The 15905-nt window shown below is 47.3% G+C and carries 13 protein-coding genes and 1 pseudogene; 3 read left to right on the forward strand and 11 right to left on the reverse strand.

The genetic code is table 11. The features are described 5' to 3' along the window. Position 1: 1 nt before the first annotated feature. Together CMR00_10365 and CMR00_10370 are read right to left on the reverse strand one after the other, a co-directional pair. Positions 2 to 415 (reverse strand): hypothetical protein, encoded by a 414-nt coding sequence (locus tag CMR00_10365; GenBank protein PIO47447.1) that lies wholly within the window; start codon positions 413 to 415, stop codon positions 2 to 4. Then, complete coding sequence (locus CMR00_10370) at positions 408 to 1262, reverse strand: 3-hydroxybutyryl-CoA dehydrogenase (GenBank protein PIO47448.1); 855 nt, start codon at positions 1260 to 1262, stop codon at positions 408 to 410. The genes CMR00_10365 and CMR00_10370 overlap by 8 nt, the downstream gene beginning before the upstream one ends. A gap of 237 nt (positions 1263 to 1499) precedes the next feature. Here CMR00_10370 and CMR00_10375 point away from each other — a divergent pair, with 237 nt between their 5' ends. The 3 genes from CMR00_10375 to CMR00_10385 all read left to right on the forward strand — a co-directional run bounded on the left by CMR00_10375 (position 1500) and on the right by CMR00_10385 (position 4838). Then, entirely contained in the window at positions 1500 to 2096 is a 597-nt protein-coding gene (locus tag CMR00_10375; protein PIO47449.1) for a protease, read from the forward strand. Between the two features lie 169 nt (positions 2097 to 2265). After that, positions 2266 to 4167, forward strand: coding sequence for an X-Pro dipeptidyl-peptidase (locus CMR00_10380; protein ID PIO47450.1), 1902 nt, complete (start codon positions 2266 to 2268; stop codon positions 4165 to 4167). 44 nt (positions 4168 to 4211) lie between these two features. Beyond that, positions 4212 to 4838, forward strand: coding sequence for a hypothetical protein (locus CMR00_10385; GenBank protein ID PIO47451.1), 627 nt, complete (start codon positions 4212 to 4214; stop codon positions 4836 to 4838). A 2-nt stretch (positions 4839 to 4840) separates the two neighbouring features. On the opposite strand, the gene CMR00_10390 is transcribed toward CMR00_10385, so the two are convergent. The 9 genes and pseudogenes from CMR00_10390 to CMR00_10430 form a co-directional block, all read right to left on the reverse strand. Beyond that, positions 4841 to 5827 carry an alpha/beta hydrolase gene (locus CMR00_10390; protein PIO47452.1) on the reverse strand — a complete coding sequence of 329 codons (987 nt, stop codon included), beginning with the start codon at positions 5825 to 5827 and terminating at the stop codon, positions 4841 to 4843. A gap of 21 nt (positions 5828 to 5848) precedes the next feature. Further along, a complete protein-coding gene (locus CMR00_10395) occupies positions 5849 to 7423 on the reverse strand; it encodes a hypothetical protein (GenBank protein PIO47453.1) in 1575 nt (524 codons plus the stop codon). 104 nt (positions 7424 to 7527) lie between these two features. Then, complete coding sequence (locus tag CMR00_10400; protein PIO47454.1) at positions 7528 to 8040, reverse strand: hypothetical protein; 513 nt, start codon at positions 8038 to 8040, stop codon at positions 7528 to 7530. Positions 8041 to 8126: 86 nt separating this feature from the next. Continuing rightward, positions 8127 to 9630: pseudogene (locus tag CMR00_10405) on the reverse strand (AMP-dependent synthetase). 3 nt (positions 9631 to 9633) lie between these two features. Next, a complete protein-coding gene (locus CMR00_10410; protein PIO47455.1) occupies positions 9634 to 10899 on the reverse strand; it encodes a hypothetical protein in 1266 nt (421 codons plus the stop codon). A gap of 31 nt (positions 10900 to 10930) precedes the next feature. Beyond that, complete coding sequence (locus CMR00_10415; GenBank protein PIO47456.1) at positions 10931 to 11920, reverse strand: 3-ketoacyl-ACP synthase; 990 nt, start codon at positions 11918 to 11920, stop codon at positions 10931 to 10933. An 83-nt stretch (positions 11921 to 12003) separates the two neighbouring features. Then, positions 12004 to 12747 carry a 3-oxoacyl-ACP reductase gene (locus CMR00_10420; protein ID PIO47457.1) on the reverse strand — a complete coding sequence of 248 codons (744 nt, stop codon included), beginning with the start codon at positions 12745 to 12747 and terminating at the stop codon, positions 12004 to 12006. A gap of 162 nt (positions 12748 to 12909) precedes the next feature. After that, positions 12910 to 13746, reverse strand: a complete 837-nt coding sequence (locus CMR00_10425; protein PIO47458.1) for a hypothetical protein — start codon at positions 13744 to 13746, stop codon at positions 12910 to 12912. A gap of 412 nt (positions 13747 to 14158) precedes the next feature. Then, on the reverse strand, positions 14159 to 15859 hold the full coding sequence (locus CMR00_10430) for an electron transfer flavoprotein (protein ID PIO47459.1): 1701 nt from the start codon (positions 15857 to 15859) through the stop codon (positions 14159 to 14161). Positions 15860 to 15905 lie beyond the last annotated feature (46 nt).

The raw sequence follows: 15905 nt of genomic DNA on the forward strand, positions 1-15905 counted from the left end.
CCTACACAGGTAAAGAAAGGTCAGGCTTGGGCAAATCGCCGTCATGAATTTTATCAACATACCACCACCAATGCGAGAGCGGATAGCGCTTGCGCCGATAGGAATCGTCTAACAAGCCAATGCCAAACTCATATTCTTCAAGATACTTGTAGGCTTTATCCAAGACAATAGCGTCATTGCGACGGACTTCAGCGGCAAGTTCAGGTGTCAGTTCGTTCTTGCGGATTTCAATGTCACTGCGGTAAAAAAGAAATTCATCATAGCCTTCAATCCAGATTTCTTCGGGGTCGGCAAGGTCTTTGCAATAGCGTGCATAGATTTTCACAAGTTCTGTGATGGTAAATCCACGAGAACAATAAAGCGGCGGTGTCGGTTCGTTTATCATCTTGTTTGGCTCATGGTCTTGGCTAGTCATACTTGTAAAATCCTCTGCCAGACTTGCGTCCTAAATACCCAGCTGCAACCATATTTTTCAGAAGAGGTGAGGGACGATACTTAGAGTCGTTGAAGCCTTCGTAGAGCACTTCCATAATCGCAAGGCACACATCTAATCCGATAAAATCAGCCAAAGTGAGCGGTCCCATCGGGTGTGCCATGCCTAATTTCATAATTTCGTCGATGGCTTCGGGTGTTGCCACGTTTTCATAGACACACTGAATAGCTTCGTTAATCATGGGCATCAGTACACGGTTGGAAATAAATCCGGGATAGTCGTTGCAAGAAACGGGCACTTTGCCAATGGCTTTAGCCGTAGCTTCAATAGCAGCGAAGGTGGCATCGGAAGTTTGAAGTGCGCGAATAACTTCGACGAGTTTCATCACAGGCACAGGATTCATAAAGTGCATGCCAATCACTTGCGCAGGACGCCGGGTGGCAGCAGCAAGTTTTGTGAGCGAAATTGAGCTAGTGTTAGAAGCAAGAATCGCTGTGGGTTTAGTGTGTTCATCGAGCGCACGAAAAATCGACTGCTTGAGTTCAAGATTTTCATTGACGGCTTCAATGACAAGGTCAGCATCTTTAACTGCAGTAGCCAAATCGGTGCTTGTGCAAATACGCTGCAAGGTTTGCGCTTTTTGCTCTTCAGTGAGTGTGCCTTTTTTGATTTGTCGATCCAGATTCGTTGAAATCGTTTGAAGCGCACGGTCTAAAAACTCTTGCTTGATGTCGACCAGCATAGTGGGGTAGCCAAATTGTGCGAAGACATGAGCAATGCCGTTGCCCATTGTACCGCCGCCAACGACAGCAATGCGATGAATGTCCATGCTTATGTAAAAATTTGCGTGATAAAAATTACATTGAACTGACTGTGAAAATCATGTGCTGCAATTCTACAAAAAAACTCGGAAAGCTGTAGCCAACATCAAAAGCGTAAGCGCACTGCGCCCTAGTTCAAGTTGACCGACATCCTTCAATTTGGTTTTGAAAGAAAGTTGTAAAGCCCTTAACTTCTTGCAACCCACAATAATTCCAATAACTGTTAAACAACAAGGAGAAGCAATATGCCAAAGAAAATCTTGATGCTTGTCGGCGACTATGTCGAGGACTATGAAGTGATGGTGCCCTTTCAAACCCTATTGACGGTAGGGCATCAAGTTCATGCGGTTTGCCCCGATAAGAAAGCAGGCGATGTGGTGCGCACCTCAATTCACGACTTTGAAGGCGACCAAACCTACACTGAAAAGCGTGGTCATAACTTCAAGCTCAATGCCACATTTGCAGATGTCAAGCCAGAAGACTACGATGCCCTTTTCATCTGCGGTGGACGTGCACCAGAGTACATTCGGCTCAATTCAAAAGTGATTGAGATCGCTCAACATTTTGCAAAGCATAACAAACCGATTGGGTCTGTGTGTCACGGCGTACAAGTCTTGACTGCAGCGAACGTGGTAGCAGGCAAGAAAATTTCTGCTTATCCAGCATGCGCTCCTGAAGTCAACATGGCAGGGGGACACTACGAGCAAATTGCAATGGATGAAGCGATTGTCGATGGCAATATCGTCTCTTCACCAGCTTGGCCTTCTCATCCGGCACTGCTTTCGAAGTTTCTTGAACTTTTGGGCACAAAGATCATGCATGAAGAAGGCGCAATGGCATAATGGTCTTAAGGATTAAAAACATAAAAGAGTGCGAGGGTTTGCCTGAAGGCAAGAACTCGCACTCTTTTATTAGCACATAATTGAATTGAAAGTCTGTCGAGCTTTTTTGAAGCGCGACATTTCGTTATCTTTTTGCCTTCAAAAACGCAGTAAGACCAAACTATAATCAATGAGAAAACTGCTTGCTTCACTCTGGCTCTCCCTACTTTTAAGTTTTTTACAAGTCATACAGATTGCAGCACAAACCGCTGCGGACGATTCACTCTATGTGCGGCAAAACTTTACCAAGCGTGAAGTTTATATCCCAATGCGCGATGGTGTCAGGCTTTTTACCTCGATTTATGTGCCGAAAGATTCCTCAAAGAAGTATCCGATTATCATGTTGCGCACGCCTTATAGTGTTGCGCCCTACGGAGAAGATGCTTACCGCACCTCACTTGCTCCAATTGAGCTCATGCGTGAAGGATACATTTTTGTCTATCAAGACGTGCGCGGGCGATATATGTCCGAAGGAGAGTTTGTAAATGTGCGTCCAAATGTTCCGGGTAATGCAACAAAAGAGATTGATGAGTCCAGCGATACTTACGACACGATAGAGTGGCTCGTCAAGAATTTACAAACCTGCAATGGCAGAGTAGGCATTTGGGGAATTTCTTATCCCGGTTTCTATGCTGCCGCAGCAATTCCAGATGCACATCCAGCACTCAAAGCCGTCTCGCCACAAGCACCGGTAACCGACTGGTGGATTGGCGATGACTTTCATCACAACGGCGCATTTTTCTTTGCTGATGCTTTTACATTTCTCTACTCTTTTGGTAAGGCACGACCGCAGCCTACCACAATAGGCAATCCACCCTACCGTTTTCCAACGCCCGATGCTTACAAATTTTTCCTCGAGCTTGGCGCATTGAAAAATGTCAATCAAAAGATCTTTCGTGATAGCATTGCATTCTGGAATGATATTATGAATCATCCCGACTACGATAATTTCTGGAAATCGCGCACGCTCCTGCCACACCTCAAGAACGTAACGCCAGCTGTGATGACCGTTGGCGGTTGGTATGATGCTGAAGATCTCTACGGACCGCTCAAAGTCTACGATGCCATTGAACGCCAAAATCCAAATGCAAAAAATATACTGGTGATGGGCCCATGGTTTCATGGTGCATGGGCAAGAACCGATGGTGATCAGCTGGGCTATATCAAGTTTGGCTCAAAGACGGGACCGTATTATCGTGAGAATGTTGAGAAGGTCTTTTTTAATGCGTATCTCAAAGACAGCGTGGAAGCTAAGTTGCCAAAAGCCATCTTGTTTGATGTGGGCAAAAATGAGTGGCGAACCTTTAACGAGTGGCATCCAAAAAATGTGATTGAGAAAAACCTGTACTTTGATGCAAATGGCAAACTTTCATTTGAGCCACCAAAAGAGGCAAAAGGTTATGATGAATACATCAGCGACCCAAATAAGCCAGTGCCCTACACGAATGAAATTCGCCTTGACCGCAGTGTAGAGTATATGATTGAAGACCAGCGCTTTGCGGCGCGCCGTCCTGATGTGCTCGTCTATCAAACTGATGAACTCAGCGAAGATATTACGCTGGCAGGAGATATTTTTGCCAATCTTTTTGTCTCAACTACAGGCAGTGATGCCGATTTTATCGTCAAGTTAATTGATGTCTATCCTGACAGTGCACGAGATGACTATAGCGATAAGCCATTAGGACGGCGCGTTTTTCCTGCACCAGTGCGGTTAGGCAGTTTTCAAAAATTAGTGCGCTGGGAAGTCATGCGTGGGCGCTACCGAAAAAGTTATGAAAAGCCCGAAGCGATGAAGCCCAATCAAATCGAGCAAATTAAACTTGAATTGATGGATGTGCTGTACACTTTCAAGAAAGGGCATCGCATTATGGTGCAGGTGCAAAGTTCGATGTTCCCGCTCATTGACCGCAATCCGCAAAAGTTCGTAGATATCTACAAGTGCGATGACCGTGATTTTCAGAAAGCCACACATCGAGTGTTTCGTGCTGCAAATGCGGCATCGCACCTCAAGGTCAAAATTTTGCCAAAATGAAGGCATTGAAACACTCGGTAGCATTGAGACGACTGTGCAGCATATTGGCGCTGGCAGCGATGCTGATAGTCCAGCCTGCTGTAGATGCTCTAGCACAACCGCTTGCAAAACACTTTGCTGAAAAACGTCTGGGCGCACAGCAAAGTGCAATGTGGATACTGGGCACATGGGCAGGTGTCTCCATTTTGTCAGGCGTAGGGCTTTCAGTGCAGTCGGAAAATACGACGCTGCGGTATCTTGGTTTTCAAAATATCGGGTGGGGAGCGGTCAATGCAGCGCTTGCAGGCTTTGCACTGTTTGGATTAGGTGCGCAAATTGCTACATTAGACACGCTAAGCCCCGGCGCAGAAGCCCTGCTCAAAGAGCTTTCAGAAGAACATACCTTCTCGAAAATTCTCTTGGTCAATGCAGGACTTGATGTCGGTTACATGTTGGTCGGAGGCGCCTTAATGTGGGCGGCGCGAAATGGACTAAGTCGAAGCGATGAATTTTTTGGAAGTGGACTTGGCGTATTGATTCAAGGTGCGTTCTTGCTCATCTTCGATATCTGGCAAGCTGTTGTGTCAGGACATCGCACAACAGACCTTGAAAATGCACTGCGCCCGATGCTCTCCGTTACTGCCACAGCACTTCCGTTTGGCACAGGTCTTGCGCTGACTGTTTCGTTTTAACATTACTTTGCGACGTTAGTACGCAAAGCGTCACTGCGCAAAAAGTTCAAAATTGCCTCACTGACTTCTGCGCTGCGCTCAATTTGAATCATGTGCCCAGTTTGTGGAAGCATCAAAAGTTTTGCGTTAGGCATCGCTTTGACGCCTTGTTCCATCACTTCACGTGTGCGACCGCCATGCAAAAATGGGTTGGGAATGAGATTGTCGTTTTCACCTGCAAGCACAAGTGTAGGTGCCTGAATTTTTCCGAGCTTATCCCAGACATATTCATCGAGCATGGCGCCAACGCATTTCCACACGGCATAAGCGAATCGATCGAACTCTTCTGTGCCAGCTAAACGCACACGCTCTTCAATGAGCCATTCCCATTCATCATTCCATTCATAGAAATTGTTGGTGATGTTAGCGCGCACACGCTCTTGCGGTGTTTTCTTGACAAAGTCAGGAGTGGTAGCGTTGCGTAGCCAGTCGCCTTCGCCTTGTTTGAAAGCCTCGAACCCAGCAGGTGAGAGCAAAACCAATTTCTCTACGGATTCAGGAAAGTGCAGGGCGGCAGTCATAGCAATTTGTCCACCCATAGAGTGCCCAACCCAAGTTGCTTTCGTGATGCCAAGTTCGCTCAGCAGCGCGCGAACGGTCTCAGCATAAAATTTCAAGGTGTAGGGCGCTGAATAAGGCTTTGATGATTTGCCATATCCAATTAAATCAACGGCAATAACGCGAACGCCTTGTGCTTGCAGAGTGGGGATATTGTATCGCCAAAAGCCCATATTGCTAGCAAGCCCGTGAATAAGAACAATCGGCTGACCTGCACCTTTGCTATCATAATACGCCATCATGACACCATTGACGGATTTCATCTCGGTGCCGAAAGGATAAGCAATATCCTGAAACTTCATCGGTGGGGCGGCATGGTAGAGTTTAGAATTGCCGCATCCTGAGAGTGCGATGAGGCAGACAAGCAAGAAAGAGCGTTTTACGTTCGTCATGGTTAGAGCTCATAGCATTGATTAAAACATTAGCCAACTAAGTGTACCAAAAACAACCCAAGGGTTTTGCGGTCGCGTGGTAAGTGCGTTTGGACGTGTCAGTGGGCTGTCGTAGAAATCACCGTTGAACATGTAAGCCACACTGAGCCCTAAATCGAGAAAGAGTGCGAGTGTGTATTTGAGTTCGGCGTTGAGTTCGGCTCCGATGAAGCGACCGACATCGCTGGGCGTCTGATTGGCAAGCGCAGCTGCAGCACCAACTTTTATTAACACTTTATTAGGTACAAGATTGTTGAAGTAGTTAAAGAAAACAGCTGTGGTGCCAAAGCCCATGTTAGAAATATCGTGAACAGCAGAGTAGTAGCGGTTTACGACTTGTGCATCGGGGAAGAGCAGAAATGCGCGGTGTGAGCTAAAAATACCAACAGGTGAGCCCCAAGTGTTACCTGTTACAACACCGGTGTATTGACCATCGCTCACATTGTTGGCATCACCAGAAGTGTAGAGCGCTTCGAAGGAAATACGGTCGTTGTTGGTTTGACCGTATTTGTAGTTCAGTGAAAGATGAGCTGTAAAGCCAAAAATACCGATGTTGCCTGTGCTCTCGCCCTGTGGCGTGAAAGTATTGAGATTGCCGAAGTTGAACACAGTGAGTGCGCTTGCCCAGAGCCGTCCGCCGATAAAGTCGCGATTGTAGGCAAAGTTAGCGCCTGTCCAGAGCACATCGCCCTTGTAGCGATTTTGTCCCAACCGAAACCGTGCGCCGCCGTTATACTCGACTAACAGCGAGTTAAAGCCTTGACCGAGAATTGAGACTCCGCCTTCACCTTGAGCTCTGTCGTAGAGATACCAGATGCTGCCGCCAAGTTCCCACAACCCAGAGAGGCGGGTTTCGGCATCTGCCATCAACAAGACGACATCATCATCGATTTGAATAAAATTTTCATAGAGCTGAAAATAGGCGAGGCGACCTATAGTGACAGGCGTAAGATTGAAGTAGGTGCTCATGCCGACGCCTTGTGTGCCCCAGAACATCAAGCGGTTAGCGCTGGTCTGATGGGTTTGCAGCGTATTGACATTGGGGTCGCGCGGGTTATCAAAAATGCGCTGAATGCCAATAACCACATTCCATGCAGGATTGATTTTGAGTTCAAGGTTTGCCAGCAAAGTTTGAATGTTCACAGTCCCTGCGTTGATTGCGCCGCCGACATTATTACCGACGCCGTAGTTGACATCGCCCCAAGTAACATCGACTTTGAAGAGCGTGCGAAAAATTGCGATGCCATCTAAAATCGCAGGTCGATAGACGAAGAGCGGCACAAAGCGTCCTTCACCATAAAAAGCAGTTTGGGGCACAGTAGAGGTGCTGTTCGGTCCGAAGAGCCGACCAATAATTTGCCCACGCAGAAATTCATTTTCAGGCGCAATGTTGCTGGCCGTAAGGCGCGTAAAAAAGAATCCAATGAATTGCAACTCAGGCGGCGGCTTTTCAGGCGTGCCCATACGACGTTCATCATCGACAGGGTAGTTCGGCAACTGTGCCCACAGAGAAGTGGCATAGAAAAGGATAGCGACAAAGCATAAAGCAATTTTCATAGCGTTCTCCCCAGTTTTCAAAACCTTGCATGAGTGCTTAGGTGCAGTGAGACGCCACTCCTTAGAGGCATCCCACCGACTAATCCTAAGCAAAAGCGAAGGGTTTATTGACGCACGTAGCGCTGAACATTAGCTTGCCCAAATGCACCGCCCGATGTACTTCCGAAGCCAGCGGTGGCAGTAGGCGGCGTAACACCTTGGAGAGGAGGCTCTGTCTGCGCAATTTCATATCGCATCGTGTTGCCGCTGACTTCATAAATCCCAACTGCCGTAATAGCTGTAGGCGTACTTTGATTGACCCTAATGTTTCGGATGTTTGCATTTGCACCCGTGGCCCCGCCAGCTGAAGTCGTGTAAGTCCCGCGTAAAGTGCCTTCAACGCCAGCTGAATCGCGCTGTACAACCACGTATGAGCCATCTCTGTTAAACGTAGCTTGAATGCGGCGAATCCGAAAGGGTGGAGCAAAGAGAATCGGTGCGACATTTGTGCCTTCCGATACCCATGTGCCAACAATCGGATCTTGGGTGCTCCCAGAATCTGATGAAGTCGTAGAGCCTTGGCATGCAGCCATGGTCAAAGCAGCACAGAGCAAGAGCAGAAAACTGATATTTTTCATTTTTCTCCTATGAGTTTAGTTGAGAAAGCACGACTCAAAATGAATCGCATAGAAAACGGTCTAAATCGCGCACGGCAAATGATGAGCTACTCTGCTTGAAGAAGCGCTTTGCGATTGATTTTGCCAGCAGCGTTCTTTGGCAGTGCATCCAGAAAGACGACATACTTTGGTATTTTATACTTTGCCAGATTTGCTTGACAAAATGCTTGCACATCGCGCTCGGAGAGCACAACACCTTCTTTCAAAACCACGAATGCCTTGCCAACTTCGCCCCACTTTTCATCAGGTACAGGCACAACGGCGGCTTCAGCAATACATGGGTGCGAATGCAACACGCGCTCGACTTCAGCAGGATAGACATTTTCTCCACCAGAGATGTACATGTTCTTTTTGCGATCGACCACATAGTAAAATCCTTCTTCATCTTCTCGCGCTAAATCGCCTGAATAAAGCCAGCCATCTTTGATAGCCTTTGCCGTTTCTTTAGGGTTATTCCAGTATCCTTTTGTAACGACATCGCCTTTGAAGATGAGTTCGCCGACTTGCCCGCGCTGAACATCATTGCCCTGATCATCGACAAGACGCACATTCAGATAAAAAATTTGGTACACCAATCGAGCCAATTTTGCGCACGGCATCGCTGTGATGCAGTGAAAAAAGATTAGGTCCAGCTTCTGTCATGCCAAACCCTTGACGAATCGGCACGCCACGATTTTGCCAAAGTTCAATCACAGACAGCGGCAAGGCTTCGCCACCAACTAGAAAAAAGCGTATGCGGCTCAGATTGACGGTGTGAAAACTTGGTGCCGCCGCAAGCAGTTTGAGTATCGTCGGCACAGCCATAAACATCGTGGCTTGCTCCTGCTCGAGAAGCTGCAGTGTGGTCTCTGCATCAAATTTTTTCATGAGGCAAGAATAGGCACCGTGATGCAGAAAAGGTGTGGAAAGCACATTGAGTCCGCCCGTATGAAAAAGTGGCATGGCGCATATTGTCCTATCTTCAGTTGAAAGATCTAGGCGCATCATCGTATTGACACTGTTCCAAAAGAGCATCCGATGAGAATACAGCACACCTTTGGGCAAGCCGGTGGTGCCGCTTGTGTAAAGAATGAACACAGCATCATCTTCGCTGAGCTTTGCAAGCGACATGAAAGACTCTGCAGAATCTCGATACGCATAACCTTCATCTTGCAAGTTCTGCAATGACCATTTGTGAGGAATGGTGTCAGCAATTGGACATTGCGAGAGCGTAGAGAGATACTTGTCTTCGGTGATGAGAAGTTTAGGCATGCAGTCAGCAAGGACTTGATTGATTTCTTTTGCTGCTAAACGAAAATTGAGCGGGACAATAATTGCGCCAGTTTTTTGTGCGACAAAAAACAAAATGAAGTGTTCCAGACAATTTTCAGCGTAAAGTGCGATGCGATCACCATGTGTGAGACCAAACTCTTGCGTGAAGAGCCGCGAGAGGCGGTTTGAAATGTGATCAAGCTGGGTGTAAGTTAAAGTTCGTTCTGTCTCAAACTCTTTGAGTGCGATTTTCTGAGGCGTGTATAGACAAAGTTTTTCTAGCCAGTTGAAGATCATCATCGCTTAATCCAAGTTAAGAGTGTTCATTTGTCGATTCCCAAGAGCTAAGACCACAGCAGCAAGCACGCAAGCAACGGGACAAATGATAAGCGAAAGTCGCATTGCTTCAGGGTTTGCACTGACATTCCACTGATCATTGAGGTAGCCAATCACAAGGGGAGCGATACCATAGCCAGCAACATTGACAAGAAAGAAATAAATACCTACAGCAAGGCCGCGCATGGTGGGTGCGGCAATATCGTTGAGGTCTGCAAACGAGGGACCAAGCCATGAGAGACTAAAACCAATCAAGAAAAAGTTGAGTGCAAGCAAAAGCACAAGATTTTCACCAAGGAGCATCAGCGACCAGCAGAGCGCACTCGCAAAAGCAGAAAGGCTTGCCAATTTCATGCGACCGCCTACTTCTTTCTGACGAAATTTATCGGCAAGATAGCCACCACCAATAATCCCAATGAACCCACCTGTAATCATAGCAATGCCAAACCAGCTGCCGATTTCAACCAAGCTTAATTTGTGCACGCGCACAAAAAACACGGTAAGCCAAGCGCCAACACTTGCTGACGCAACATTGAAAAGTGCATAACCACTATGATGAAACCATATCTTCGCCGTTTTGTAGAGTGCGCGCCAATCTGAGACAGTCTCTTGCCTTCGCACTTCGCTGTGTCCGCGTTTGGGCTCAATAAGTGCTGCAACAAGCAAAGCAATCAGCACACCGGGAAAACCCAAGAGGTAAAACGCATATCGCCAGCCGATGGCTTCGGCAATCACGCTACCAAGCAGGAAGGCAAGTCCACTGCCCAGCGCAATTGCCGATGAATAAATGCCTTGAACGGTCGCGCGCCGTTCTCGTGGAAAGTAATCACTCAGCAGAGAAAGTGCGGCAGGACCAAGTGTGGCTTCGCCAATGCCAACGCCAATGCGGCAAAGAAAAATTGTCCAGAAATCAACAGCAAAGCCTGTGAGCCCTGAAAAAACGCTCCACGATGCAAGTCCAATGGCAATCAGCGTTTTGCGTGACATGCGATCAGCAAGACGACCAAAAGGGATGCCTAAGAGAGTGTAGAAGATGATAAACGAGGTGGAGCTCAGCAGCGCAAGTTGCGTATCGCTGAACTGCAGCTCGCTCTTAATTGGCGTAAAGAGAATGTAGATAAGCATGCGGTCTAAGAAGTTGAGCAAATAGACCAGTGTCAGCAAGCCAAGTGCATACCATGCATATCTTTCAGAGAAAGTCTGTGGTTTGATTTCAGCTGCAGGTGCGTGCATCGTATCTCTCCTTGTTGAAGTGAAATCTGACTCAAAACTTAAATGCAGCGCTAGCAAATGCAAGTCCGCCGCCTGAACCAATGAACATAATGAGGTCGCCGCGCTTGACCTTGCCTTTTTCTAAGGCATCGCAGAACGCCATAGGAATGCAAGCAGAGCCAGTGTAGCCATATCTGTCCATGATTGTGTGGGCGCGCTCGCGCGGTACATTCAAATTATCCAGAGTTTGCCAAATGCTATTGATGTTGATTTGTGTGAAAAAGTATTGCGCAAAATCAGTTGGCTGCAAGTTGAGTCGCGCCGCAAGTGAGCGAGCCATCTTCGTCCAAACTTCTGCGTTAAGTTCTTTCGGAAATTTTCTCACGAATTTGAGCAGATGATCTTTGTTAGAAAGCGCTCGGTCTGAAATGGGCTCGTGCGTACCGCCAGCATAAATCCCCATCCAGTCGTGGTATTGCCCTTCGGTGAGCAGTTCGCTTGCAAGAAAGCCGCGCGTAGAATTTTTCTCGGCTGTAAGAATTGCAGCGCCTGCACCATCTGCAAAAAGCGTAACGGTTTTTTTATCCTTCATATCCAAATACTTGCTCATAGCGTAGGCGCCGACAACAAGAATGTGCTGATAGCGTTCGTCAGAACGAATGTATTTGGAAGCAACATCGAGCGCAGTAACAAAACCTGCGCATGCGGTGTTAATGTCGAAAGTGCCCGCGCGTTTTGCGCCTAAACGGTGTTGAACCACTGAAGCCGTCGAAGGCGAGATATATTCGGGTGTGTCGGTAGCTACGATAATTAGATCAAGCTCTGAAGGCTGAAGGCTGGCATTGGCAAGGGCAGCGCGTGCAGCGTGTTCGACAAGATCAGCTGTGGATTCATCGTCTTTACACCATCGACGCTCGCGAATGGTTAGATTCTCTACAAGCCAAGTATCTACATCTTCGCCCAAGAGTTCATTGAAGTAAGCATTTGCAATGATACGTTCAGGCGCGTACATCCCCGTTGCAGCAATAATAGCGTTTTGCATTGGAACAAATCTCCCTTCTTGCTTAGAGATCGATTAAGTAGAACCACCTATGTTTTGGCTCTGTTGATAAAGTGCTTGCCGCCTTAGGCAACATAGCCGCCATCGACACTCAGCACGGTGCCTGTAATAAACGCTGCCTCATCAGATGCTAAAAAAAGGTATGCGCTAGCAACATCTTCAGGCGAGCCAAGCCGTCCAAGCGGCGTGCGTTCTTTAACACTTGTCAAGACTTTTTCAGGTACAGTTGTAATCATCTCGGTTGCAATGAAGCCGGGCGCAACCGCATTGACCGTGATGCCTTTCTTACCTAATTCTCTTGCCCAAACTTTGGTCATACCAATTAGACCTGCTTTAGCGGCGACATAGTTTGTTTGACCAAAGTTGCCATAAAGTCCAACAACAGAAGCGGTATTGATAATGCGACCGTATTGCTTTTCTGCCATGTACGGCGCGACAGCTTTTGCACAATTGAAGACACCAGTGAGATTGACATCAATCACCTGTTGCCACTGTTGTGCGGTCATCTTAAGCAGTGTGGCGTCGCGCGTAATACCCGCATTGTTGATAAGAACATCAAGGTGAGAGAATTTTTCGTAGGCGCGCTTAGCCGCAGCTTCTACTGAAGCAAGGTCTGCGACATTGACTTCATCAAAATGCACAGCGAAGCCCTTTGCAGTGAGTTCTTGCAAGAGACTTTCACCTTTTTCACGACTCATATCCCAGATAATCACTGTGGCGCCTTCACAAGCAAATTTTTCAGTAGTGGCTTTGCCGATGCCTTGTGCACCCCCAGTGATAATTGCGGTTTTACCATCTAAGCGTCCCATTGTCGCCTTGGTTAATTGGTCAGTAGTTAGTTTTTATTATTTGAAAACTAAAAAACGCTATTCAGAAAAACAAGCGCATGCTCTGAGGCGAGAAGAGCAAGAGACAAACGCAAATACGATTCGGGGGATGAGACTTAGAAGAAGGGTACTGCAGTATCGAGCTTATTTCCAACGCACGCGAACGGAGCCGACGCCGCTCGAGACATGAAGCTCGAGCACGTGCTTTGCTTTGGAAAAATTGCCGCTGTAGAACCACTCGCCATCTTGGGTGAAATCGTCGGGAAGGGCAATTGAGGAGAAAAAGTTATCGGCATACTTGATTTTTACGCCCGCTTCTTTCGGCAGGAGAATGCGCAGTGAGCCAGCGCCGATTGAGACATTAACTTTTGAGGATTTTGAGGCATGAAAGTCGCTGCCGCTGAAATCCAGCACCACATTAGAGGCGCCGCCACTGAAATCCATTTCTTCAAAGTTAGCATTGCCAAGCCCTTCGACGACGAGTTTAGATGCCCCTGTCGAGAGACGAAGTTTTTTCATCGTAACAGGGTTGGGCTCATTGAAGCGCAGTTTTGTGGCGCATGCGCCTGAGACCAGATTAAGGTCAGAGATTTTCAAGCCCGACATATTGAGATCATTGTATCCAGCGCCGACTGAAAAATCGAGTTGGACAGGAATGCCAGTAGGGAGAAAGAGTTTCAGGACGGATTCGCGCAGGTCTTTTTCTTCTTCGGTTTCATCACTGCTGCCGAAGAGGGAGCGCCAGTCGAGGCGAAGGCGGCGTCGGCGCGGTTCCTCATTCGCCTGATTGTGCTGGAGCGACAAATAGCCTACGCCATCACGAATTGAATATGCGGCAAGCAAGCTAGCTGTGTCGGTAGAGTGAAATTCGTATTCAAACGCATTAGAGCTTTGTTGAGAACCCAGTTGCAATTTCAGTGCGCCTAAGTCAAGTTGAACGGAAAGAGTTTTCTCGCTAGTGAGCGGCACAGCACGACGCAAAACGGGGATTTGTGACTGTGCAGTGTGCAAAAAAGAAAACAAAGCAGCAAAAAGGAGTAGAGCAAACTTAAACTTAAAGACGTTTATATCGGGAAGGAGAGACTGTACTAAACTGTGCCTCATTAGTCGCATAAGTTATGGAAAAATCCATGGCAGAAAATTAATGCAAATGCATAGTCGTAACAAGTTCTTACCTTAGCTAAGGCAAATATGTTTCAGGCAAGAAGAATTATTTCATAGCCCAGTCAATTAGCCAAGCAAAGCGGCTGCGCTGCAAGAGATGAGCCACAAGATAGAGCAGAGCAAATAGTGCACCTGGAGAGAGCAAAAATGCCCGAAACCAGGTCCAGAAGGAGATAGGTGTCTCCACCGGTGAATATTCTGACTGCGCCATAGCAAGGGACAGGGCGGGCTATCCATTCGTGTAAATCGGACCGCCGCCGCCTTCAGGCACTTTCCAAGTAATGGCTTGATATGGGTCGGCAATGTCGCATGTTTTGCAATGCACACAATTTGACGCATTGATGTGCAATTTCTTTGTGCCCATGAGGTCATCAGTTGAGACCATTTCGTAGACATTTGCGGGGCAGAAGTGTTGGCATGGATTGCCATACTCGGTGATGCATTTTGTGTTGCAAATATCTGCGATCACATCAGGGCGAATGTATAGATGGCACGGTTGGTTTTCTTCGTGTGTCGTTTTGGATTCGTAGACATCGCTAAGTTTGTCGAAAGTGAGTTTGCCATCGAACTTAAATTCTGCTTTTTCACGCAGGTATTTTTCGCGCCAGATTCTTGAGAAACGTGCCATGTGGGTATGGTCGGCATCGAGCGGGAGCTTATCTTTAAGAATTTTGCCACCGAGGAGCATTTGCAGTCCAGCGCGTAGCATACCAAAGTAAAGTCCGTAGTTGAAGGCTTGTCTGAAATTACGAGAGCGATAGAGTTCTTTTTTTGCCCAAGAGGCATGAAATTTTTCCTCGTAGAGTTTGAGTGTGTCGGCAGAAAAATCGTTTTTCTTTAAGGCTTCAAAGATGGTTTCAGCAGCGAGCATGCCCGACTTCATGCAGAGATGAATGCCTTTAAGACGCATCATATTCAAAAAGCCACCGGATTCGCCTGTAAGCAAAAGCCCATCGGCATAAAGGCGCGGCATAGAGAAGTAGCCGCCACCTGAAATGGTCTTAGCACCATAGCCGACCATCTTTCCGCCTTCTAAGAGTGTGCGCACGAACGGATGCGTCTTGAACTTTTGCAAATTGAAATGCGGGTCATTGGTAGGGTCTTCAGCATCAAGGGCAGTAACAAAACCGACGGAGAGCATGGTCTCGCTCATGGCATAAATCCAGCTACCGCCATAGATATCAGCAGGCAACGGGAAGCCCATCGTATGAATAACGGCACCTTTCTTGATACGACCAGCAGGAATCTCCCAGATTTCTTTGACGCCTGTTTCGTAGGATTGTGGATTGCGGTCAGTATCAAGATTCAGAATACGGACGATTTGCTTCGTCAGCGAGCCGCGTGGTCCTTCACCTAAGACCGTAAGTTTAGCGCGAATGTTCATTCCGGGCTCAAAGTTAGGTTTGGGCTGACCTGATTTGTCTAAGCCTTTGTCGTCGGTGCGAACGCCGATGACTTTACGCCCATCGAGTAACAGTTCTGCGCCAGCAAACCCTGTAAAGATATTGATACCTTGCTCTTCAGCGATTTTTCCAAGCCAGGCACCAAACTTGTTGAGCGAAATGATATAATTCCCATGATTTTGCATGGGCGGTGGTATCAGTGGAAAACGAAACTTAGATTTTGCGGTAAGAAAATAGAGCGACTCCGTTGTAACTTCAGTTTCAATTGGGCAACCGCGCTCTTTGAAGTCAGGCATAAGTTCGCGCAAAGCAATCGGGTCCAAAATCGCGCCCGAAAGCAGATGATCACCTACACGCTGACCTTTTTCGAGAATAGCAATTTGCGGCTCTAACTTTTGAGCAGACTGCGCATTGTGCGCGTCGATGAGGTTTTGAAGATGAATTGCTGCGCAAAGATTGGCAGGACCGGCGCCCACGAAGAGAATGTCCATCTCAAGTGTCTCGCGCTGAATGTCTGGCTGTGGCATAGCAATTTACTGCAGGAAGTTAAGTGTTGCTGAAAATAAATAATAA

The sequence above is a fragment of the [Chlorobium] sp. 445 genome, from assembly GCA_002763895.1.
Lineage (GTDB): Bacteria > Bacteroidota > Chlorobiia > Chlorobiales > Thermochlorobacteraceae > Thermochlorobacter.